The 20,233-nt window shown below is 69.0% G+C and carries 20 protein-coding genes; 12 read left to right on the top strand and 8 right to left on the bottom strand.

Annotated elements, in window-relative coordinates; genetic code table 11:
* The first annotated feature begins 109 nt into the window (after positions 1 to 109).
* Positions 110 to 589, top strand: a complete 480-nt coding sequence (locus ACK8OR_RS01100; RefSeq protein WP_410187634.1) for a YHS domain-containing (seleno)protein — start codon at positions 110 to 112, stop codon at positions 587 to 589.
* A gap of 24 nt (positions 590 to 613) precedes the next feature.
* Positions 614 to 1,036 (top strand): DUF1801 domain-containing protein, encoded by a 423-nt coding sequence (locus tag ACK8OR_RS01095; protein WP_410187633.1) that lies wholly within the window; start codon positions 614 to 616, stop codon positions 1,034 to 1,036.
* Between the two features lie 96 nt (positions 1,037 to 1,132).
* Here ACK8OR_RS01095 and ACK8OR_RS01090 read toward each other — a convergent pair whose 3' ends face one another.
* Entirely contained in the window at positions 1,133 to 2,056 is a 924-nt protein-coding gene (locus ACK8OR_RS01090) for an MBL fold metallo-hydrolase (protein WP_410187632.1), read from the bottom strand.
* A 117-nt stretch (positions 2,057 to 2,173) separates the two neighbouring features.
* On the opposite strand from ACK8OR_RS01090, the gene gltX reads away from it, so the two are divergent.
* Positions 2,174 to 3,505, top strand: coding sequence for a glutamate--tRNA ligase (gltX, locus tag ACK8OR_RS01085; RefSeq protein ID WP_410187631.1), 1,332 nt, complete (start codon positions 2,174 to 2,176; stop codon positions 3,503 to 3,505).
* Positions 3,506 to 3,696: 191 nt separating this feature from the next.
* Positions 3,697 to 4,932, top strand: coding sequence for a bifunctional alpha/beta hydrolase/OsmC family protein (locus ACK8OR_RS01080; protein ID WP_410187630.1), 1,236 nt, complete (start codon positions 3,697 to 3,699; stop codon positions 4,930 to 4,932).
* 11 nt (positions 4,933 to 4,943) lie between these two features.
* Here the strand turns inward: ACK8OR_RS01080 and ACK8OR_RS01075 are convergent, their stop codons facing one another.
* Together ACK8OR_RS01075 and ACK8OR_RS01070 are read right to left on the bottom strand one after the other, a co-directional pair.
* Positions 4,944 to 6,416, bottom strand: coding sequence for a response regulator (locus ACK8OR_RS01075; RefSeq protein ID WP_410187629.1), 1,473 nt, complete (start codon positions 6,414 to 6,416; stop codon positions 4,944 to 4,946).
* Positions 6,413 to 8,299: an AMP-binding protein gene (locus ACK8OR_RS01070; protein WP_410187628.1), complete on the bottom strand. Its 1,887-nt coding sequence runs from the start codon at positions 8,297 to 8,299 to the stop codon at positions 6,413 to 6,415. Before ACK8OR_RS01070 ends, ACK8OR_RS01075 begins: the two co-directional genes overlap by 4 nt.
* A gap of 116 nt (positions 8,300 to 8,415) precedes the next feature.
* Between ACK8OR_RS01070 and ACK8OR_RS01065 the strand changes: the two genes are divergently transcribed.
* From ACK8OR_RS01065 to ACK8OR_RS01035, 7 genes are all read left to right on the top strand, one after another.
* Positions 8,416 to 9,771 (top strand): TrkH family potassium uptake protein, encoded by a 1,356-nt coding sequence (locus ACK8OR_RS01065; RefSeq protein ID WP_410187627.1) that lies wholly within the window; start codon positions 8,416 to 8,418, stop codon positions 9,769 to 9,771.
* 49 nt (positions 9,772 to 9,820) lie between these two features.
* Complete coding sequence (locus ACK8OR_RS01060) at positions 9,821 to 10,681, top strand: MBL fold metallo-hydrolase (protein WP_410187626.1); 861 nt, start codon at positions 9,821 to 9,823, stop codon at positions 10,679 to 10,681.
* An 82-nt stretch (positions 10,682 to 10,763) separates the two neighbouring features.
* Positions 10,764 to 11,192, top strand: coding sequence for a protein tyrosine phosphatase family protein (locus ACK8OR_RS01055; protein ID WP_410187625.1), 429 nt, complete (start codon positions 10,764 to 10,766; stop codon positions 11,190 to 11,192).
* The gene (locus ACK8OR_RS01050; protein ID WP_410187624.1) at positions 11,189 to 11,533 is read left to right on the top strand and encodes a ScnB-like protein; all 345 of its coding nucleotides are present in this window, start codon (positions 11,189 to 11,191) and stop codon (positions 11,531 to 11,533) included. Before ACK8OR_RS01055 ends, ACK8OR_RS01050 begins: the two co-directional genes overlap by 4 nt.
* A complete protein-coding gene (locus tag ACK8OR_RS01045) occupies positions 11,520 to 11,804 on the top strand; it encodes an SH3-like domain-containing protein (protein ID WP_410187623.1) in 285 nt (94 codons plus the stop codon). Before ACK8OR_RS01050 ends, ACK8OR_RS01045 begins: the two co-directional genes overlap by 14 nt.
* Positions 11,804 to 12,439 carry a nitrile hydratase subunit alpha gene (nthA, locus tag ACK8OR_RS01040; RefSeq protein WP_410187622.1) on the top strand — a complete coding sequence of 212 codons (636 nt, stop codon included), beginning with the start codon at positions 11,804 to 11,806 and terminating at the stop codon, positions 12,437 to 12,439. The genes ACK8OR_RS01045 and nthA overlap by 1 nt, the downstream gene beginning before the upstream one ends.
* Positions 12,436 to 12,852: a VOC family protein gene (locus tag ACK8OR_RS01035; RefSeq protein WP_410187621.1), complete on the top strand. Its 417-nt coding sequence runs from the start codon at positions 12,436 to 12,438 to the stop codon at positions 12,850 to 12,852. The genes nthA and ACK8OR_RS01035 overlap by 4 nt, the downstream gene beginning before the upstream one ends.
* A gap of 7 nt (positions 12,853 to 12,859) precedes the next feature.
* On the opposite strand, the gene ACK8OR_RS01030 is transcribed toward ACK8OR_RS01035, so the two are convergent.
* The 5 genes from ACK8OR_RS01030 to ACK8OR_RS01010 all read right to left on the bottom strand — a co-directional run bounded on the left by ACK8OR_RS01030 (position 12,860) and on the right by ACK8OR_RS01010 (position 18,867).
* Positions 12,860 to 13,840 (bottom strand): ABC transporter permease, encoded by a 981-nt coding sequence (locus ACK8OR_RS01030; RefSeq protein WP_410187620.1) that lies wholly within the window; start codon positions 13,838 to 13,840, stop codon positions 12,860 to 12,862.
* Positions 13,833 to 14,840 carry an ABC transporter permease gene (locus tag ACK8OR_RS01025; RefSeq protein WP_410187619.1) on the bottom strand — a complete coding sequence of 336 codons (1,008 nt, stop codon included), beginning with the start codon at positions 14,838 to 14,840 and terminating at the stop codon, positions 13,833 to 13,835. The genes ACK8OR_RS01030 and ACK8OR_RS01025 overlap by 8 nt, the downstream gene beginning before the upstream one ends.
* 130 nt (positions 14,841 to 14,970) lie before the next feature.
* On the bottom strand, positions 14,971 to 16,686 hold the full coding sequence (locus tag ACK8OR_RS01020) for a peptide ABC transporter substrate-binding protein (protein WP_410187618.1): 1,716 nt from the start codon (positions 16,684 to 16,686) through the stop codon (positions 14,971 to 14,973).
* 115 nt (positions 16,687 to 16,801) lie between these two features.
* A complete protein-coding gene (locus ACK8OR_RS01015) occupies positions 16,802 to 17,860 on the bottom strand; it encodes an ABC transporter ATP-binding protein (RefSeq protein WP_410187617.1) in 1,059 nt (352 codons plus the stop codon).
* A complete protein-coding gene (locus ACK8OR_RS01010; protein WP_410187616.1) occupies positions 17,857 to 18,867 on the bottom strand; it encodes an ABC transporter ATP-binding protein in 1,011 nt (336 codons plus the stop codon). Before ACK8OR_RS01010 ends, ACK8OR_RS01015 begins: the two co-directional genes overlap by 4 nt.
* 191 nt (positions 18,868 to 19,058) lie before the next feature.
* On the opposite strand from ACK8OR_RS01010, the gene argE reads away from it, so the two are divergent.
* Entirely contained in the window at positions 19,059 to 20,216 is a 1,158-nt protein-coding gene (gene argE, locus ACK8OR_RS01005; RefSeq protein WP_410187615.1) for an acetylornithine deacetylase, read from the top strand.
* The last annotated feature ends 17 nt before the right edge of the window (positions 20,217 to 20,233 follow it).

Here is a 20,233-nt window from a genome sequence, read left to right as displayed (position 1 = left end):
AGGCAAACCCCTCGCGCGCGTGTGAACCGGCGTCATTGGACGGACCCGCGGGTTGGCGGTAGATGCGGGCGGCGTCACGTCCCGCGTTATCGCCGAAGGAGCCTGTCTGATGCCGATCTCCCGCCGCACCCTCCTCGCCTCGGGCGCCGTCCTTGCCGCCGCGGGTGCGGCCGGGGCCTGGGCCCTCCTGCCGCGCACCCTGCCCTATGCCCGCGTCTATGCGGAGGACGGGATCGCCATCGACGGCACCGACGCGGTCGCCTACTTCACCGACGCCGCCCCGGTGCCGGGCGATCCGGCCATCACGCATGACTGGGCCGGGGCGACCTGGCGCTTCGCCACCGCCGCCAATCGCGATGCCTTCGCGGCGGACCCGATGGCCTACGCGCCGCAATATGGCGGCTTCTGCGCCTGGGCGGTCGCCGCGAAGGGTCAGCTCTTCTCGACCCGGCCCGAGAACTGGGCCGTTGTGGACGGCAAGCTCTATCTCAACTTCAACGACGACGTTCAGGAGACGTGGAACACCGATCGCCCGGGCTTCATCGCCGAGGGCGACCGCCGCTGGCCCGAGATCAGCTCCGACGCCTGATCCGCGATGTGCTAGGATCGGCACATGGCCGAGAACTTGACCCAGCCGACCGATGCCGAACCTGCCGCGTTCTTCGCGGCCCAGCCTCCGCCCCGCGACGCGGAATGCGCAGCGCTGGACGCGATGTTTCGAAGGGTGTCGGGCTTTGCGCCCGAGCTTTGGCGCGGCAACCTCGTGGGCTACGGGCGCTACGACTACACCTATGCGTCGGGTCGGTCGGGGACGTTCCTCGCGACCGGGTTCAGCCCGCGAAAGGCCGCGCTCAGCATCTACATCATGCCCGGATATGCCGAGTTCGGGCCCATCCTCGACCGGCTCGGCCCGCACCGCATGGGAAAGTCGTGCCTTTACGTGACGCGGCTGGCGCGCATCGATCTCGACGTGTTGGAAGAACTCGTTCGCGCCGGGCTCGACGATCTCGCGGCCCGCTGGCCTGTCCACGCCTGACCCTCCTCTGGCCCGAAATACCTCGGGGGATCGCCAAGGGGGCCAGCGGCCCCCTTTGCGCGGGGGGTGCGGGGGGCAGCGCCCCCCGCCCCGCCCTCACAGCATCAGCTGATAGCTCTCGGGCACCCAGCGGAAGCCGTCGCCGGCGGCCTCGACATAGCCCATGGCCGGGAACGGCATGTGATAGCCCAGCATCGGGATGCGGTCCGAGGCGACCATGCCCAGAACGCTCCGGCGCGTCGCGGCCGCGGCCTCCTTGTCCATGTCGAACCGCACCTCCCAGTCGGGATGCGCCAGCGACCAGACGTAGTGGTTCGCCATGTCCGCCGTGATCAGAAGGCTCTCGTCGCCAGACGACAGCATATAGCCCATGTGGCCCGGCGTATGGCCGAACATTCCCATCGCGGTGATGCCCGGCGCCACCTCGTCGCCATCGCCGAGGAAGGTCATGTTCTCGGCCAGCGGGGCCACGTTGTTGGCGAAGCCCTCGTTGTCGGTGCCCGACCAATGGTCGAACTCGGCCTGGCCGGTGATGTAGGCGGCGTTCGCGAAGGTCGGCGCGCCCTCGTTCATCAGCCCGCCGATATGGTCTCCGTGCATGTGGGTCAGCACCACGTGGGTCACGTCGCCGGCCGCGATCCCCGCCTGCTCCAGCGCGCCGGTGATGCCCGCGGCGTTGAGCCCCGTGTCGAAGAGGATCACGTTCTCGCCCGACTGGACGACCGTTGGCGTGAAGAAGAACTGGGCCGCATCGGTCGGGATGAACGCGTCGCGGCTGGCGGCGGCGAAGGTCTCGGCATCGACGTTCATGCCGAACGTCTCCTGCATGTTGCCCTCGCGGGTGGCGGTTCCGGCAAGCAGCGCGGTCACCGTCATGTCGCCCAGCGCGGCCCCGCGGGCCTTTGGCTGGGCCGGGCCCGACGCATGGGCGTCCGCGCGGGCGACGGTGGCCGGGATGAGCGTGGCGGCGGGCAGCGCGGCGGCGGCGCCCAACGCGGCGCGACGGGTGAGCAGGGTCATGGCGTGATCTCCGGATCGGGTTGATATCACCGGTCGAGATAGCGCGGCGCAGGGGTCGGGCCAGACTGGACAAGGCGCGGAGCGGGTGACAGATGCGGGCGCGAAGGAGCCCCGCCCATGCCCGACACCCGGACCGTCACCCGCTTCGCGCCCTCGCCCACGGGGCGTCTGCATGTCGGCAACCTGCGGACGGCGCTTCTGAACTGGATGATCGCGCGGAAGGCGGGGGGCACATTCATCCTGCGGCTCGACGATACCGATCCCGAGCGGTCGAAGACCGAATATGCCGATGCGATCCGCCGCGATCTCGAGTGGCTGGGCCTCGACTGGGACCGCGAGGAGACGCAATCCGCGCGGCTCGACCGATACGCCGCCGCGGCCGACGAGATGCGCGCCGCGGGCCGCCTCTACGAAGCGTTCGAGACGCCGACGGAGCTCGACCTCAAGCGCAAGAAACAGCTCAACATGGGCAAGCCGCCGGTCTACGACCGCGCCGCACTCGCGCTCTCGGACGAAGACCGCGACCGCCTGCGCGCCGAGCGGGGCGGCCATTGGCGCTTCAAGCTCGACCAGAGCCGCATTGAATGGACCGACGGCATTCTCGGCGATCTCAGCATTGATGCAGCGAGCGTGTCCGACCCGGTCCTGATCCGCGGCGACGGGCAGGTCCTCTACACCATCGCCTCGGTCGTCGACGACACCGACATGGGCGTCACCCACGTCGTGCGCGGCTCCGATCACGTCACCAACACCGCGACGCAGATCCAGATCATGGCGGCGCTCGGTCACGACCATCCAGCCTTCGCGCATCACTCGCTGCTGACCGGCCCGCAGGGCGAGGCGCTGTCGAAGCGCCTCGGCACGCTGGCGCTAGGCGACCTGCGCGAGGACGGGATCGAGCCGATGGCGCTCCTGTCGCTGATGGCGCGTCTCGGGTCCAACCAGCCGGTCACGCTGCGCGACACTCCCGCCGAGCTGGCCGAGCATTTCGACCTGTCGCAATTCGGCGTTGCTCCCACCAAGTTCGACGTGGCCGACCTGCGCCCGCTCACCGCCGCCCGGCTGGCCGCCCTGCCCCGGTCCGCCGTCGACGCGGAATTCGAGGCCGCCGGTGTCCCCGAGGACGCGCGCGATGCCGTCTGGGCCGTGATCCACGAGAATGTCGACCGCCGCTCGGACATCGCGGGCTGGTGGCAGCTGCTGACCGAAGGGGCCACGCCCGACATCCCCGAGGAAGATCGCGGCTTCGTTACCGAGGCGCTGGCGTTGCTGCCCGACGCTCCCTGGACCGCCACGACCTGGTCTGATTGGACCGCAGCCGTGAAGGACAAGACGGGCCGGAAGGGCAAGACGCTCTTCAAGCCGCTCCGGCACGCCGTGACGGGGCGGGCGAACGGCCCTGATATGGGCGACCTGATGCCGCTGATGCGGGCCAAGCCCCGGCTCTGACACCGCGGTTCGGTCGGGTGCCAAGCGGTATTGGACGGGCGGCTCCGAGCCACAGGAACCGCCGGCCCCCGCACTTCACGGGGCGGCGACGCGATCCTCCCGTCGCTTCACCCTTGCGTGACGCGGGGTGCGCGGCGCTTGCCCCGGCGGGGTCCGCGCGCCCATCCTATGGGCAACCAGAGGATTCCCCCATGCCCACCGAACGCTTCACCTTCCCCGGCCACGACGGCCACGACCTCGCTGCGCGGCTCGACCTGCCGGACGGCCCCGTCCTCGCGACCGCGCTCTTTGCCCATTGCTTCACCTGCGGCAAGGACATCCCCGCTGCCCGCCGGATCGCCGCCCGGCTGGCCGGCATGGGTATGGCCGTCCTGCGCTTCGACTTCACCGGCCTCGGCCATTCCGGCGGGGAGTTCGAGAACACGTCCTTCACGTCGAACGCCGCCGACCTCGCCGCGGCGGCCCAGGCGCTCGCGGCCCGTGACATGGCGCCCTCCCTGCTGATCGGCCATTCGCTCGGGGGCGCGGCCGTGCTGCGCGCGGCCTCGGACATTCCCACCACCCGCGCGGTGGCCACCATCGGCGCGCCCTTCGATCCGGGCCATGTCACCCACAACTTCGCGGGCGCGCTGGACGCGATCGAACGCGACGGCGCGGGCGAGGTCACGCTGGGCGGGCGGACGCTGCGGATCGGACAGGGCTTCGTCACGGACGTCGCCGGCGCCAACCTCGCGCCTGCCATCGGCGCGCTGAAGCCCGCGCTTCTGGTGATGCACGCCCCGAAGGACGAGATCGTCGGGATCGAGAACGCGACCCGCATCTTCACCGCCGCCCGCCACCCCAAGAGCTTCGTGACGCTGGACGAGGCCGATCACCTAGTGACGCGCGCCAGCGACGCCGAATACGCCGCCGACGTGATCGGGGCCTGGGCCTCGCGTTATGTCGAGCTGAAGCGTCCGGCGCCCCCGATCGGCGCGCCCGAGGGGGTCACACGCGTGTCCGAGGCGGATGCGGGCGGGTTCGCGCAGGACGTCTATGCCGGCGGACGCCACCATATCATGGCCGACGAGCCGACCAGCTATGGCGGCACCGATCGCGGCCTGACGCCCTACCAGCTTCTGGCCGCCGGCCTCGGGGCCTGCACCTCGATGACGATCCGGATGTATGCGCGGCGCAAGAAGTGGCCGCTGGAACATGTGGCGGTCGACGTCACCCATGACCGGATGCACGCGCAGGACGCGCCCTCGAACGGGTCCGAGCGGATCGACCGGTTCCGCCGCGAAATCGAATTGAAGGGACCGCTCGACGACGATCAACGCGCGCGCCTGCTGGAAATCGCGGACAAGTGCCCGGTGCATCGGACGATCGAAGCGGGCGCGCGGGTCGAGACCGTGCTGCGCGCCGAGGTCGAGCCCGAACCCGCCTGAGCGCGCGCGGATCAGACCGCGCCCGCCAGCTCCTCGCGCAGGTCGGCCAGCCGCCCGAGGCAGAGGCGGCCCGCGATCGCCACGGCGTCGGCATCCCCCTCGCGCGCGAGATCGTTGAGCCGACGCGCCGCCTGTTGCGTCGGCAGCGCCCCGACCGCTCCGGCCAGCGACAGCAGGATGTGCGTCCGAACCCGGATCTCGGCCATGTTGCGTGCCGCGATCGCCCCGGCCAGCCCAGCCTCGACATCCGCGAGATCGGCGCGCAGCCCGTCGAGAAGATCGGTCTGAAACTCGGGGCCCGCCGCCATCATCAACTCGGCCAGCGTCGCGACCGACAGTGCCGGCGCGGCCTCGGGGCGCCAATCCGCCGCCGCGGGCGTGGACCGCAGGTAATGCGCCACGCTGCGCCCGAAGGGCGCGATCTCGGGCAATGGCTTCGGCAGGACGCCATCCGCGCCCGCCTCCATGATGGCGTCGCGATTGTCGCGCAGGTCGTAGGCCGTCATCGCGACCATGGCGGTCGGCGGCGCGATACCGCGCGCCTGGCGCAGCCGTTCGGACCGGATCACGTCGATGCCGCCCAGCGCGGGCATCTCGATATCAATAAGCGCCAGATCGAACCGTTCGCGCGACAGCCAGTTCAGCGCCTCGATCCCGTCGGCCGCCACTTCGCATTCCGCCCCCATCCGCGTCAGCATCGCGCGGACGAGTGTCTGGCTCGTGACGCTGTCCTCGGCCACGAGGATGCGATGCCCGGTCAGGTCCGGAAGGTCCGTCCCGGAGATCTCTTCACGCTGCCAGATCTCGGATGGCAGCCGGACGGTCACCTCGGCGCCGCCGCCGGTCCGGTTGCGAAGGACCAGCGCGCCGCCCAGCGCCTCGGCCCGCGCCTTCGCGATTTGGAGGCCCATGCCCGACCCCGCGGTCGGTCCGCGGCCGCGGATGGCACCGATCCCGTCCGCGAGCATCGCGTCGGGAAAGCCCGGCCCCTGATCGCCGACCCCAATTGAGAGCGTGCCGTCGCTCAGCACTTCCGCGCCCAGCGTGATCGTACCGCCGGGCGCATGACGCAGCGCGTTGCCCATCAGGTTCGCGACGATGCGGCGAAGCGACAGGCGCGACAGGCGCACGACCTCGGGCAGGTCGGCCGAGCGGTCGAGGCTGACGCGGGTGGCCAGCGGCACCGCCGCGCCGTGCCAGCGGCGCAGCTCCTCGTCTAGGAACCGCGGCAGGTTGAGGTTGCCGACCTCGTCCTCGCCTTCGCTGCCGCCGCCCGACAGGAGTTCCTCGACCAGCCGTGCGAGCAGCTCCGACGATGCCTGGATGCGGGCCAGCTGGCCGCGCACATCCTCGGGCAGCGGGTCGCCGTCGATCAGGCGCAGCCCGCCGATGACGTCCGACACCGCGGCGCGGATATCGTGCCCCAGAAGATCGAGCGGATCGGGCGCCGGGGCGCCGTCGCGGTCGCCCGGCGCTGCGGTCACGAGGCCGGATACCCCAGCGGCTTCAGGGCCGAGCCGATCTCGTCGAGGATCGCCGGGTCGTCGATGGTCGCGGGCATCTTGAACTCTTGCCCGTCCGCGATCCGCGCCATTGTTGCCCGCAGGATCTTGCCCGAGCGCGTCTTCGGCAGCCGGTCCACGACCACGGCCAGCTTGAAGGCGGCGACCGGACCGATCTTCTCGCGGACGAGAGCCACGCATTCGCGCGCCACGTCCCCATGGTCGCGCGTGACGCCCGTGGTCAGGCAGAGAAAGCCCAGCGGCAGCTGGCCCTTCAGCGGGTCGGCCACGCCGATCACGGCGCATTCGGCGACGTCCGGATGGGCGGCCAGCACCTCCTCCATCGCGCCCGTCGATAGGCGGTGGCCGGCGACGTTGATGACGTCATCGGTGCGCGCCATGATCCAGAGGTATCCATCCTCGTCGATCATCCCCGCGTCGCCGGTCTCGTAATAGCCGGGGAACGCCGAGAGGTAGCTCGACCGGAACCGATCCTCCGCGTGCCAGAGCGTCGGCAACGTGCCCGGCGGCAGCGGCAGGCGGACGGCGATGGCGCCCAGCGTGCCCGGCGCGACCGCGTGGCCCGCATCGTCGAGCACCGTCACGTCGTAGCCGGGCATGGGCACCGAGGGCGACCCGATCTTGACCGGCAGCGCCTCGAGCCCCACGGGGTTCGCCGCGATCGCCCAGCCCGTCTCGGTCTGCCACCAATGGTCGATCACCGGCAGGCCGGTGCGCGCGGCGATCCAGTCGATCGTGTCGGGATCGGCCCGCTCGCCCGCGAGGTAGATATGCCGCAGCTTCGACAGGTCATGCCCGGCCATCAGCGCGCCGGTCGGATCGTCGCGCTTGACGGCACGAAAGGCGGTCGGCGCGGTGAAGAAGTTGACCACGCCGTGATCGGCCATGACCCGCCAGAAGGTCGAGGCGTCGGGCGTGCCGACGGGCTTTCCCTCGAAGACGACGCTGGTGCAGCCGTGGATCAGCGGCGCGTAGCAGATATAGCTGTGCCCCACGACCCAGCCCACGTCGGACGCGGCCCAGAAGACCTCGCCCGGCCGGGTGTCGTAGATATTCTCCATCGTCCAGTCGAGCGCCACGAGATGCCCGCCGGTCGCGCGCACGACGCCTTTCGGCGCACCGGTCGTACCCGAGGTATAGAGGATGTAGGCCGGGTGGTCTCCGCGCACCGGCACGCAGGGCACCGGCTCGGCCTCGATCGCCTGGGTCCAGTCGACATCCGACGGCCCCATCTCGCCCGGCCCCTCGGGCCGTTGCAGCAGGATGGTGAAACCGGGCGCATGCTCGGCCAGGCGCAGCGCCTCGTCCAGCAGCGGCTTATAGGCGACGATGCGCCCCGGCTCGATCCCGCAGGAGCCCGCGATGACGGCTTTCGGCTTGGCGTCGTCGATCCGCACCGCGAGTTCCGAGGCTGCGAAGCCGCCGAACACGACCGAGTGGATCGCGCCGATGCGCGTACAGGCGAGCATCGCGACGATAGCCTCAGGCACCATCGGCATGTAGATCACCACACGGTCGCCCACGCCCACGCCCCGTTCGGCCAGCGCCCCGGCGAGGCGGGCGCAGCGATCCTGAAGCTCGGCATAGGTGATGCGGGTGACACCTCCGGTGACAGGGCTGTCATGGATCAGCGCCAACCGGTCGCCGTGGCCCGCCGCGACATGGCGGTCGACGGCGTTATGGCAGGTGTTGACCATCCCGTCCGCGAACCATTCGGGCACCGGGCCGCCCTGGTCGTGCAGCGCCCGCGAGGGCATACGGTCCCAGTCGATCGCAAAGGCCTGTTCCATCCAGAACCCCTCGGGGTCCGACTTCGCCCGCTCCCACTCCGCCTTCCAACCCATGCATCCCTCCCGATCCATCGATTGCATCTAGAGATTTCGACCCGCCCGATGCAAGGATCACCGGAACAACGGGCCCGACCCGGCGTTTGCGACCGTACAACCGGCGGACGACATTCATGTCCAGCGTGCAAATGACGCTTCTCAAGGGATGGGCCCGCTGGCGCTCCATCCTCTCCCATACATCGCCGCCCAAACTGCTGCTGATGGGCTATCTGAGTTACATGGTGCTCGGCTGGGCGCTCCTGTCGCTCCCCGTAGCGCAGGAGGTGCCGACCGGCGCGCTCGATACGCTCTTCATCGCGACCTCGGCGGTCTCGACGACAGGGCTCGTCACCGTCGATCCCGGCTCGACCTTCACCTTCTTCGGCGAAATCGTGATCCTCGCGCTGATCCAGATGGGCGGCCTCGGCTACATGACCATCGGGTCGTTCGTGGCCCTGCACCTGGCCGACCGCTTCGATCGGCTGCGCGCGCATGCCACGCGGACGGCCTTCAATCTGCCGGAGGACGTGGACCCGCGCGGCTTCGTCAAGGCGGTGGTCTTCTTCACGCTGGCCTGCGAGGCGATCGGCGCGGTGGCGCTCTGGGTCATGTTCGACGCCGCAGGGGTCGAGGACGCCGTCTGGTCGGCGATCTTCCACTCGGTCTCGGCCTTCGCGACCGCAGGCTTCTCGCTCAACTCGAATTCGTTCGAGGGGTTCTACGATCATTCCGGCGTCGTTCTGACCATCTCGGCACTGTCGCTTCTGGGCGCGATGGGCTTTCTGATCTTCGTCGACTTCTTCCGGACGCTGACGGGGCGCGCGCGCTACCTCGGGTTCACCTCCAAGGTCATCTGGCGCATGACGCTGGGCTTCCTCGTGGTCGGGACCGCGATCCTCTTCGTGGCCGAGCCGACCTATCAGGCCATGGCCCCCGAGGATCGCCTGCTGGTCAGCTTCTTCCAGGTCATGACGGCCTCGACCACGGTCGGCTTCAACACCACGCCCATCGGCGCGCTGGCGCCCGCGATCATCGTGGTGATGTTCTTCCTGATGATCGTCGGCGCCTCGCCCGCGGGCACGGGCGGCGGGCTCAAGACTACGTCGTTCGCGGCGCTGGTGGGCCTCGTCCGCTCGACCCTGAAGGGCCGCGACCGGATACGTTACGCCAAGCGCGAGATCCCGCTGGAACGCCTCCAGACCGCGACCGCCTCGCTGACCTACTATGCGGGCCTCCTCTTCGCGGCGACGTTCTGCCTTCTGCTCGCCGATCCGGGCCTGCCTTTCGACGCCGTGATGTTCGAGGCGATTTCGGCCATGGGAACCGTCGGCCTCTCGATGGGGATCACGGGCGACCTCACGGGGCTGGGCAAGCTCATCATCATCATCCTGATGACCGCGGGGCGCGTCGGTATCCTGACCTTCGGCATGGCGCTGGCGAGCCACGACGAAAGCCGCGACGAGGAAGCCGACAACGAGCTGGTCGTCTGACTTGACCCTCCGCCCCCGCATCCCGACATTGGACACGGGAGGATGCGCCATGACCGCCAATGTCGAGGGGTTCTTCGACCCCGGAACCAACACTGTCAGCTATCTGGTGGACGACGGAGCGATCTGCGCCGTCATAGACCCGGTGCTCGACTTCGACATGGCCGCGGGCCGGACCTCCACGGCCAGTGCCGACCGGCTGATCGCTGCGATCCGCGACCGCGGCCTGACGCTGGAGTGGCTGCTGGAGACCCATGTCCATGCCGACCACCTGTCCGCCGCGCCCTATATCCAGGAAAAGCTCGGCGGGAAGATCGGCATCGGGGCCGAGATCGTCACGGTGCAGGACACCTTCGGCAAGATCTTCAACGAAGGCACGCGCTTCCAGCGCGACGGCAGCCAGTTCGACGCGCTCTTCCGCGAGGGCGACCGCTTCGAGATCGGCACCCTGCCCGTCCGCGTGCTGCACACGCCGGGCCACACGCCCGCCTGCCTGACCTATGTGGTCGGGCCCGAGGATGCCGCGTCGGCCTTCGTCGGCGACACGATGTTCATGCCCGATTTCGGCACCGCGCGCTGCGATTTCCCCGGCGGCTCGGCCGAGACGCTGTGGGATTCGATGCAGAAGATCCTCGCCCTGCCCGATGCCACCCGCATCTTCGTCGGCCACGACTACAAGGCGCCGGGCCGCGACGAGTTCGCGTGGGAAACCAGCGTCGCCGCAGAGAAGCGCAACCGCCACGTCACCGATGGGCGCGACGCCTTCCTCAAGCTCAGGACCGAACGCGACGCGACGCTGGGCGCCCCGAAGCTGATCCTGCCGTCGCTGCAGGTGAACATGCGCGGCGGCCGGATGCCCGAGCCGGATGCCGATGGGAACGTCGCGCTGAAGCTGCCCGTCAACCGGCTGTGACGCGCGCGCGATCCGCGTCTTTCCTTCCGCGCACCCTGCGGGCATCTTCGCGGACGTAACCGACCAAACCGGACCGCCGCCCATGGATCTGCGCCCCCTCGACGACACGACCTCCGTCGCGCCCCAGCTCGACCCCGAGGACATGGCCGAGCTGGCCGCGGATGGCGTGACCGCGATCATCTGCAACCGTCCCGACGGCGAGGTACCGCCCTCGCATCAGGCCGCCGCGATGCAGGCCGCCGCCGAGGCCGCGGGCCTCGCCTTCACCTTCAACCCCGTCGCGATGCCCAACCTGACGCTGTCCGCCGTCGAGGAGCAGGCCGACGCCATCGACGCCGCCGAGGGCTCCGTCGTGGCCTATTGCGCATCGGGCACGCGCAGCGCGGTGCTCTGGGCACTCGCCATGGCGGGCCGGATGCCGGCGGACGAGATCCTCGCGGGGACGGCGCGCGCGGGCTACGCGCTGGACGGGCTCCGACCGCAGATCGAACAACTGGAGGCGCAGGCATGACCGACGGTCCCGCACGGCGCTGGCACGACATGGGCGGCGATCTCGCCGGTCCCGTTCCCGATGCCGAACACGATTTCGCCCTGTGGGAGAAGCGTGTCGATGCCCTCGTCATCCTCGCGGGGCTGGCGGGCGTCTTCTCGGTCGACGGGCTGCGGCGGGTGCTCGAGGATATGGGCGAGGACGCGTTCGAGACCATGAGCTACTACGAGCGCTGGGTCGCGTCGCTGAACCAGAACCTCTTGGAGCGCGGCGTCTATTCCGTGGCCGAACTCGGCGCCAAGATGGAAGAGGTCGCGGCCCGAGGCACGACCTATGGCGAGGCCACCGATGCCGGACGCTGAGCCGCTTGCCCCTGGCGCGCGGGTCCGCGTCCGCACCATGACGCCGCCGGGCCATGTCCGAACGCCGCATTACCTGCGCGGGCGGACCGGCACCGTCGAACGGGTCCTCGGGCCATTCGGCAATCCCGAACAGCTCGCCTATGCCCACGACGCCGAACGCCTGCCGCTCTACCGCGTGCGCTTCCGGATGGACGCTATCTGGGAAACGCCCGAACACCCCGGCGACACGCTCGACGCCGAGATCTACGCCCATTGGCTGGAGCCCGCCTGATGCCCCACGACCATCACGACCACCTCAGCCCCTCGGGGCATCCCTACCGACCCGATCAGGACGGACCGCTGACCTATTGGCAAACGCTCGAGATCGCCGTGCGCGAGCTGATGGTCGAGAAGGGCGTCGTGACTCCCGCCGAGGTCACGGCCCAGATCGACGCGATGGATGCCCGCTCACCCGCGCAGGGCGCGGCCCTCGTCGCGCGCGCCTGGATCGATCCGGCCTTCCGGGATCGCCTGCTGGCCGACGGCTCGGCCGCCTGCGCCGAGATGGGCTTCGACGTTGGCCCCATGCGCCTGATCGCGGTCGAGAACACGGACGACACCCACAACGTCGTCGTCTGCACGCTCTGCTCCTGCTACCCGCGCAACCTGCTGGGCCTGCCGCCCGACTGGTACAAGTCCCGCGAATACCGCTCCCGCACGGTGCGCGAGCCGCGCGCCGTCCTGGCGGAATTCGGCCTCGACCTGCCCGACGCCACCACCGTCCGGGTCCATGACAGCACCGCCGATATGCGCTACGTCGTGATCCCCGCGCGGCCCGCCGGGACCGACGGTCTGGATGAGACCGCGTTGGCCGCACTCGTGACCCGCGACAGCATGATCGGCGTGGGCGTGGCCACCGCGCCGTGATCAGCCACGTGACGCTGGGTGTGCGCGACCTCGCGCGCGCGGCCCCGTTCTACCGTGCGATCGCCGCCGAGATGACCCTCGTGGAGCGGGCGTTCGAGGACGATGGCGGCCCCGAGATGCTCTGCTTTCACGTCGCAGGCCTCGACGCGCCGCGCCTCTATGTCGCGACGCCCTTCGACGAGAGGGCGGCGACGGCCGGGAATGGCACGATGATCGCCCTGATCGCGCCGTCACGCGCCTCGGTCGATGCGGCGTATGCCGCGGGGCTGGCGCAGGGCGGAACCGATGCCGGACCGCCCGGCCCCCGGCCCCATTACGAGCCGGACTACTACGGCGCCTACCTGCGTGACCCAGACGGCAACAAGCTGCACCTCGTCCATCGTGACGCGCTGCAGTCGTTCCGGCAGGCCTGACGCGGGCTCAGCGGCCCCGGATGCGCGGGTCGAGCGCGTCGCGCAGGCCGTCGCCGACATAGTTGATCGAGAGCACCACGAGGCTGATCGCGACGCCCGGCCAGAAGGCAAGGCCGGGGTTCAGCTCGAGGAAGGGCACACCATCGTTCAGCAGCCGGCCCCAGGTCGGGAAGTCGGGTGGAAAGCCGAGTCCGAGGAACGACAGCGCGCTTTCGGTGATGATCGCCGTTGCGATCCCCAGCGTCGCCGACACCATGATCGGCGAGAGCACGTTGGGCAGCACATGCCGCGAGATGATGCGCCGCGAGGGCGTCCCGACCGAGCGCGCGGCCAGCACGAATTCCCGCTCCTTCAAGGCGAGGACATCGCCCCGCACGATCCGCGCGGTCTGCATCCAGGACGTGATCCCGATGGCCGAGACGATCAGGATGAAGATCCCCGTCTCGACCCCGAAGGCCGCAGAAAGCGGCTCGCGGAAGAGGAGGACCATCACGAGGAGCAGCGGCAGCAGCGGCAGCGCGAGGAACAGATCCGTCAGCCGCATCAGCGCGCCGTCGAGCGCCCGGAAATACCCGGCCAGCACGCCGATCAGCGTGCCCAGCACGAGGCTCAGCCCCATCGCCGTCAGGCCCACCGCGAGGCTGATGCGCCCGCCCGCGATCATCCGCGCGAACATGTCCCGGCCCAGCCGGTCGGTGCCCAGCGGATGCGCCCAGCTCATGCCCTGGTTGCGGGATCGCATATCCGTCTTCACGCCGGATTCCATGTCCCAGACCAGCGGTCCCAACAGGACCAGCGCTACGATGGCCATGAACACCACGGCGCCGAACATCGCGCCCTTGTGGGTGCGGAACTGATCCCAGACGTCCCACCACTGGCTGCGTTCGGGCTTCGACAGGACGGGCTCGGTGCCGCCAACGGCGCCGGGGGCAGCGGTGACGGCGGAATCGACGCCGGAGGCGGTGACGGGTTCGCGGGCGTCAGTCATAGCGGATCCTCGGGTCGAGGATGCCGTAGAGCACATCCGCGATCAGGTTGAAGAGCACGATCAGCACCGCGAAGATGAAGGTCAGCGTCTGCACCATCGGCAGGTCGTTGGCCTGCAGCGCCGTGATCAGAAGCTGGCCGATCCCGTTCACCTTGAAGACCTGCTCGGTGATGATCGCGCCGCCGAAGACCTGCGGCACGCCGAGCGCGATGACGGTCACGACGGGGATCATCGAGTTGCGCAGCACGTGGACGAGCACCACCGTCCGCTCGCGCAGGCCCTTGGCGCGGGCGGTGCGGACATAGTCCTGCCCGAGATTGTCGAGCATCGAGGCGCGCATGAACCGGCTGAGCTGCGACGTGATCTGGAGGGCGAGGATCATCACCGGCAGGAACATCTGCCAGATCTGCTGTTTGAGCGCGTCCCAACTGTCGACGACCAGTGTCGTGTCGTAGATCGACGGGAACCAGCGAAGCTGCACCGCGAAGATGATGATGACGAGGACGCCCGAAAAGAAGGGCGGAACCGAGAAGCCCACCATCGTGACGAAGGTGCCCGCCTGGTCGAAGACCGAATATTGCTTGTAGGCCGAGTAGATGCCCACCGGGATCGCGATGGCGATGGCCACGAGATAGGCGGTGCCGACGACCCAGAGCGTCTGGGGAATGCGCTCGGCGATGGTCATGAAGACCGGCGCACGGTTCTGCCACGAGATGATCCGCAGCTTGCCTTCGGCGAAGGTCGTCCCGAAGAGCCCGTCGACCACGTTGAGCGGCTCGATCCAGAAGAACTGGACGATCCATTTCCAGAAGCGGATCGGCGCGGGTTCGCCCAAACCCAGCGCCTGCCGCATCTGCTCGCGCACCTCGGACGGCACCGTCAGCGGCACGTTGGCCATCGGATCGCCGGGCGCCAGCTCGAGCAGCGCGAAGATCGCCAGCGCAATGAAGAGCAGCGTCGGGATCGCGAAGAGCAAGCGGCGGATGGTAAAGGTCAGCATGGGCCGTCCTCAGGTGGGTGGGTGCCGGTGGGTCTCGCCGATCCCGCGCCGGCGCGCGGGACGGGAGAGCCCCACCGCGCCGAAGAGCGCGGCGGGAGGGAGCGGCGCGGACGCCGCCCCCGGGTTCAGGTCATTCGCCGATGCGGTACCAGTCGGCGATGTTCCACAGCTCGCTGTCCCACACGTTCAGCTTGATGCCGCCGAGCGAGTTGGCATGGGCCGACAGGCGACCGCGGTGCACGAGGGGGATCATCCCGCCGTTCTGCACGATCATGTCGTTGAGCTCCTTGGCGATGCGCTGACGCTCGGAGATATCCGCCGTCTGGGCCAGCTCGTTCCAGAGCGTGTCGTACTCCTCCATGCAGAAGCGCGAGATGTTCTCGCCCTGCCACTGGGTGTCGGGCGACGGCGCCTTGTCGCACAGGCCGTTGGCCAGATAGGCCTGCGGGTCGGTGCCGTTGAACGTGTTGGCGTACATTTCGACGTCGGCGTAGAACTTCTGGAACGTGTCGGGCGAACCGGCATCTCCGCCGAAGAAGACCGAGGCGTTGACGTTGCGCAGCTCGGTCGCGACGCCCAGCTCTTCCCACCACTCCTTGATCAGCGCCTGGAAGTCCTGGCGGACGGCGTTGGTCGAGGTCTGGTAGAGCACGCGCAGCTCGACGCCGTCTTTCTCGCGGACGCCGTCACCGTTGCTGTCGACCCAGCCGGCCTCTTCCAGCATGGCCTTCGCGCCTTCGAGATCCTGCGTGTCGCAGGACATCGACGTCGACGAGAACGCCTCGGGGGCCGGGATCCAATTGCAGGTCACGCGACCCGCCTGGCCGTAGCCGATCTCGACCAGCAGCGGCCGGTCGATCGCCATGGACAGCGCCTGGTAGACCGCCGGGTCCGACAGGAACGGATGCGGCCGCACGACCGAACGCTCGTCGGGGCCGAGCGCCGGATCGGGGTTCGTGTTGTTGAGCATGATGCGCTCGACCAACGGACCGAAGCCCGCGACCGGGGTGCCCATGCCGCCCGCTTCCATCTGCGCGATGACCTCGGGGGCAAGCTGCAGGTTCCAGGCGTAGTCGAACTCGCCCGTCTGCATCACGGCGCGGCCCGCCGCGTCGGCGTCGCCGCCGCCCTTGAAGTTGACGCTGGCGAAGGCCGGCTTGCCCGCCTCGCGGTAGTTCGGATTGGCCGAGAGCGAGATCACGTCGTTGGTGCGGAACTCGTCCACCACGAAGGGACCGGTGCCGATCGGGTTGAAGTTCTGCTCGGTGCAGGCCGAGGCGGCGGCGCCGAGGCAGCCCTCGAACTGTGCCTTCTGGAGGATCGGGCTCTCGCCGCCGACGAACGCGCCATAGGGATAGGGCGTCGGCTCCTTGAAGTTCACGACCACGGTGAAGTCGTCGGGCGTCTCGACGCTCTCGACCGACTCGAACTTGGTGATCTGCGCGCAGCCGCCCTCGGGGTGGGTGCAGTATTCGTGGGTGAAGGCGACGTCGGCGCTGGTGAAGGGCGTGCCGTCCGACCAGAGGATGTCATCGCGCAGCTTCCAGGTAATCTGCGTCAGATCCTCGGTGACACCACCGTTGTCGACGGTCGGGATCTCGGTGACGAGCCACGGCTGGATCGTGCCCGTCTCGTCGAAGCGCGCGAGCGGCTCGATGATGAGCGAGGCGGATTCGACGTCCTTGGTGCCGCCCGACAGGAACGGGTTCAGCGTCGATGGCGCCTGCCAATAGATGATGTTGACCTGGCCGTCGCGGCCGCGCTCGCCCTCGTGGCCGTCGGCATATGCCATCGGGGCCAGGGCGAAGCTGGCGGCGGCGCACAGCAATGCGGATCTGGTTGTCATGTGTTGATCTCCGTGTTGATCGTTCGCGTATCGCGCGAAGCGTTGATGCTCATCGTCCTCGTTCCGCGCGATCTGCGCCGCGTCGGCCCCCCAATCTTCAATGAAAATTGGAATTTCATCCATCCCCCTCAGCTGTGGGTGCGACATCGGGGTCGGGCCCGGCGACGGGCGGCGGCACCATGTCGGCCTGGTGTTCGGGATCGTGCAGGTGGCACGCGGCCCAATGGCCCGGCTCGACCTCGCGGAAGGCGGGATCGACACGGCGGCACACGTCCATGACCCTGGGACAGCGGGTGCAGAAATTGCAGCCGTCGGGCGGGTTCGCGGGGCTGGGCACGTCGCCCTGCAGCACGATCCGGTTCTTCTTCTGACCGGCCTTGGCGGGGTCCGGCTCGGGCACGGCCGAAAGCAGCGCCTCGGTATAGGGATGCAGCGGCCGGTCGTAGAGCGCGTCGCGCGGCGCCAGTTCGACCACCTTGCCGAGATACATCACCGCAACGCGGTCGGCGATGTGCCGCACCATGCTGAGGTCGTGGGAGATGAAGAGATAGGTCAGGCCTAGCTCGCCCTGAAGCTCTTCGAGGAGGTTGACGACCTGTGCCTGGATCGACACGTCGAGCGCTGCGATCGGCTCGTCGCAGACGATGAACTTGGGCTTCAGCGCCAGCGCGCGTGCGATCCCGATCCGCTGCCGCTGCCCGCCCGAGAACTCGTGCGGATAGCGGTTGAGGAAAGTCCGGTTCAGGCCGACCTGATCCATCAGCTCCGCCACCCGGTCCTGGCGCGCGGTCGCGTCCATGTCGGTATGTTCCAGCAGCGGCTCGCCGATGATGTTCCCGACGGTCATGCGCGGGTTCAGCGACGCCTGCGGATCCTGGAATACCATCTGCATCGTCGGGCGCATCGTCCGCAGCGAGCGCTGGCTGTCGGTGCCGATGGCGCGCCCGTCGATGACGATCTCGCCGTCCGTGATGTCGTAGAGCCGCAGCACCGCGCGCCCGCAGGTGGATTTGCCGCAGCCCGACTCGCCGACTAGGCCGAGGGTCTCGCCCTCGATGATGTCGAAGGACACGCCGTCGACCGCCTTCACCGCCCCGACCTGCCGCCGCAGAAGCCCGGCATGGATTGGAAAATGCATCTTGAGGTCGCGGACCTCGACGAGGGGACGGGTCATGCCACCGCCTCTTTGGCGGTATGCGCAAGCGGGTGGAAACAGGCCACGTCATGGCCGCCGCCCACATCCTCGCGGCGCGGGTTCTCGACGTGGCAGCGCGCATGGGCCAGCGGGCAGCGGTCGAGGAACGGGCAGGACGTGGGCGCGGCCCCGAGGATCGGCGGCTGGCCCTCGATCACCTGCAACTTGTCGGCCCGCGCGCCCGACACGCTCGGGATCGTCTTCAGAAGCGCGCGCGTGTAGGGATGCCGCGGATCGTTGAACAGGGGATGGACCGGCGCCTGTTCGACCACTTGGCCCCCGTACATCACCAGCACCCGGTCGGCGATGCCCGCGATCACCCCCAGATCGTGGGTGATCCAGACGATCGCCATGCCGAGCTTTTCACGCAGGTCCTCGACGATCTCGAGGATCTGCGCCTGGATCGTGACGTCGAGCGCGGTCGTCGGCTCGTCCGCGATCAGGACCTTCGGGTCGCAGGCCAGCGCGATTGCGATCATCACCCGCTGCCGCATCCCGCCCGAGAACTGGTGCGGATAATCTCCGAGCCGTCCGCGCGCGCCCGGAATGCCGACCAGCTCGAGCAGTTCGACGGCCCGCTCGGCCGCCTGCTTCTTGTTCATTCCCATGTGCCGCCGCAGCGGCTCCATGATCTGGAAGCCGACATTGAAGACCGGGTTCAGCGAGGTCATTGGGTCCTGGAAGATGAAGCCCACCTCGCCACCACGCACCTGTCGCAGGCGGGCGTTCGAGGCTTGGAGCAAGTCCTCGCCGTCGAGCAGGACCTCGCCCGCGCGCACCTCGGCGGGCGGCGACGGCAAGAGGCCGATGAGAGACATCATGGTCACGGATTTGCCCGAGCCGCTTTCGCCGACGACGCCCAGCAGCTCGCCGGGCTTGACGTCGAAGCTCACGGAATTGACGGCGTGAACCTCGCCACCGCGGGTGTGAAACACCGTCTGAAGGTCTCGGACCGCCAAGACGTTCCGGGTCTCGCCGTTCGGCATCCCCGCTCCCCGTGCTGTCGCACCGCGTCATGGGCGCGCGGCGTCGTCGGGGCAACGCTACCACGGCGCGCCTGCCGTGCAAGGCCTTCGCCCAATTACCGGGCGTCCACTTCGCCGCTGCCCGGTTTCGCGCCGTCCCGCTTGACCCCTGCACGCCGAGGGCGCACCCGTTGCATCCGAAGGAGAAAACCATGGACCTGACCGCCCGACAGATCCTCGACCGCCTCGTGGCATTCCCGACGGTCAGCCGCGACTCGAATCTCGATCTGATCGACTGGGTCGAGGACTACCTGGCCGGCCACGGCGTCTCCGCGCGGCGGGTCTATGACGCCACCGGCACCAAGGCCGCGCTCTATGCCAATGTCGGACCCGAGGTGGAGGGCGGCATCGTCCTTTCGGGCCATACCGACGTCGTGCCGGTCGACGGGCAGGACTGGTCCACCGATCCGTTCGAGGTCGTCGAGCGGGACGGAAAGCTCTTCGGGCGGGGCACCTGCGACATGAAGGGCTTTGATGCGCTGGCCCTCGCGATGGTGCCCTACGCATTGTCGCTCGACCTCAGGCGCCCGCTCCAGATCGCGCTCAGCTACGACGAGGAGGTCGGCTGCGTCGGCGCGCCACCGATGATCGACGACATGCTGGCGCACCTGCCCCGCGCCGCCGCCGCCCTGATCGGAGAGCCGACGATGCTGCGCGCGGTCACGGGCCACAATGCCAGCATCCTCTTCAAGGTCCACGTCCACGGCTACGAGGTCCATTCCTCCAAGCTGCCCGAGGGCGTTTCTGCCGTGCACGAGGCGGGGCGCATTCTCGGCTGGGTCAACGACCGCAACGACGCCATTCAGGCCGAGCCGCCGAACGCCGTCTCCGCCCCCTTCGATCCGCCCTTCACGACCGTCCATGTCGGCATGATTGAGGGCGGCACCGCGCATAACATCACCGCCAAGGATTGCCATCTGAACGTGGGCTTCCGCTGTCCGGCAGGCGAGGATCCCGAGCGTCATGCGACCGACCTTGCGGCGTTCCTCGACGCGCTTGACGCGACACTTCGCGCCCGTCACCCGGATGCCGGCGTTGCCTATGACCGCAATTTCGGCGTGCCGGCGCTCCGCCCCGAGGACGGCGGCCCGGCCGAAACGCTCATCCGCCGCCTGACAGGCGACAACGGCACCCATGTCGTCACCTACGGCACCGAGGCCGGACAGTTCCAGGAGCGCGGCTACTCCGCTGTGGTCTGCGGCCCCGGCGACATCGCGCAGGCGCATCAGCCCGACGAATGGATCTCCGTCGAGCAGTTCGAGGCGGGCGAGGCCCTGCTCCGCCGGATCGTCGCGACCCTCGCGGAGTAGGCCAAGCGGGAACCGCC

Origin of the sequence: Jannaschia halovivens, from assembly GCF_046452375.1 — a bacterium.
GTDB lineage: Bacteria > Pseudomonadota > Alphaproteobacteria > Rhodobacterales > Rhodobacteraceae > Jannaschia > Jannaschia halovivens.
This window is presented reverse-complemented; position numbering and strand designations above follow the sequence as displayed.

Coding starts and splice junctions, on each gene's coding strand:
- ACK8OR_RS01025 (WP_410187619.1), bottom strand. CDS start 14,840: ATGCTGACCTTTACCATCCGCCGCTTGCTCTTCGCGATCCCGACGCTG.
- nthA (WP_410187622.1), top strand. CDS start 11,804: ATGCCCCACGACCATCACGACCACCTCAGCCCCTCGGGGCATCCCTAC.
- ACK8OR_RS01060 (WP_410187626.1), top strand. CDS start 9,821: ATGACCGCCAATGTCGAGGGGTTCTTCGACCCCGGAACCAACACTGTC.
- ACK8OR_RS01030 (WP_410187620.1), bottom strand. CDS start 13,840: ATGACTGACGCCCGCGAACCCGTCACCGCCTCCGGCGTCGATTCCGCC.
- ACK8OR_RS01065 (WP_410187627.1), top strand. CDS start 8,416: ATGTCCAGCGTGCAAATGACGCTTCTCAAGGGATGGGCCCGCTGGCGC.
- ACK8OR_RS01080 (WP_410187630.1), top strand. CDS start 3,697: ATGCCCACCGAACGCTTCACCTTCCCCGGCCACGACGGCCACGACCTC.
- ACK8OR_RS01090 (WP_410187632.1), bottom strand. CDS start 2,056: ATGACCCTGCTCACCCGTCGCGCCGCGTTGGGCGCCGCCGCCGCGCTG.
- ACK8OR_RS01020 (WP_410187618.1), bottom strand. CDS start 16,686: ATGACAACCAGATCCGCATTGCTGTGCGCCGCCGCCAGCTTCGCCCTG.
- ACK8OR_RS01010 (WP_410187616.1), bottom strand. CDS start 18,867: ATGCCGAACGGCGAGACCCGGAACGTCTTGGCGGTCCGAGACCTTCAG.
- ACK8OR_RS01070 (WP_410187628.1), bottom strand. CDS start 8,299: ATGGGTTGGAAGGCGGAGTGGGAGCGGGCGAAGTCGGACCCCGAGGGG.
- ACK8OR_RS01050 (WP_410187624.1), top strand. CDS start 11,189: ATGACCGACGGTCCCGCACGGCGCTGGCACGACATGGGCGGCGATCTC.
- ACK8OR_RS01055 (WP_410187625.1), top strand. CDS start 10,764: ATGGATCTGCGCCCCCTCGACGACACGACCTCCGTCGCGCCCCAGCTC.
- ACK8OR_RS01015 (WP_410187617.1), bottom strand. CDS start 17,860: ATGACCCGTCCCCTCGTCGAGGTCCGCGACCTCAAGATGCATTTTCCA.
- argE (WP_410187615.1), top strand. CDS start 19,059: ATGGACCTGACCGCCCGACAGATCCTCGACCGCCTCGTGGCATTCCCG.
- ACK8OR_RS01100 (WP_410187634.1), top strand. CDS start 110: ATGCCGATCTCCCGCCGCACCCTCCTCGCCTCGGGCGCCGTCCTTGCC.
- ACK8OR_RS01095 (WP_410187633.1), top strand. CDS start 614: ATGGCCGAGAACTTGACCCAGCCGACCGATGCCGAACCTGCCGCGTTC.
- ACK8OR_RS01045 (WP_410187623.1), top strand. CDS start 11,520: ATGCCGGACGCTGAGCCGCTTGCCCCTGGCGCGCGGGTCCGCGTCCGC.
- gltX (WP_410187631.1), top strand. CDS start 2,174: ATGCCCGACACCCGGACCGTCACCCGCTTCGCGCCCTCGCCCACGGGG.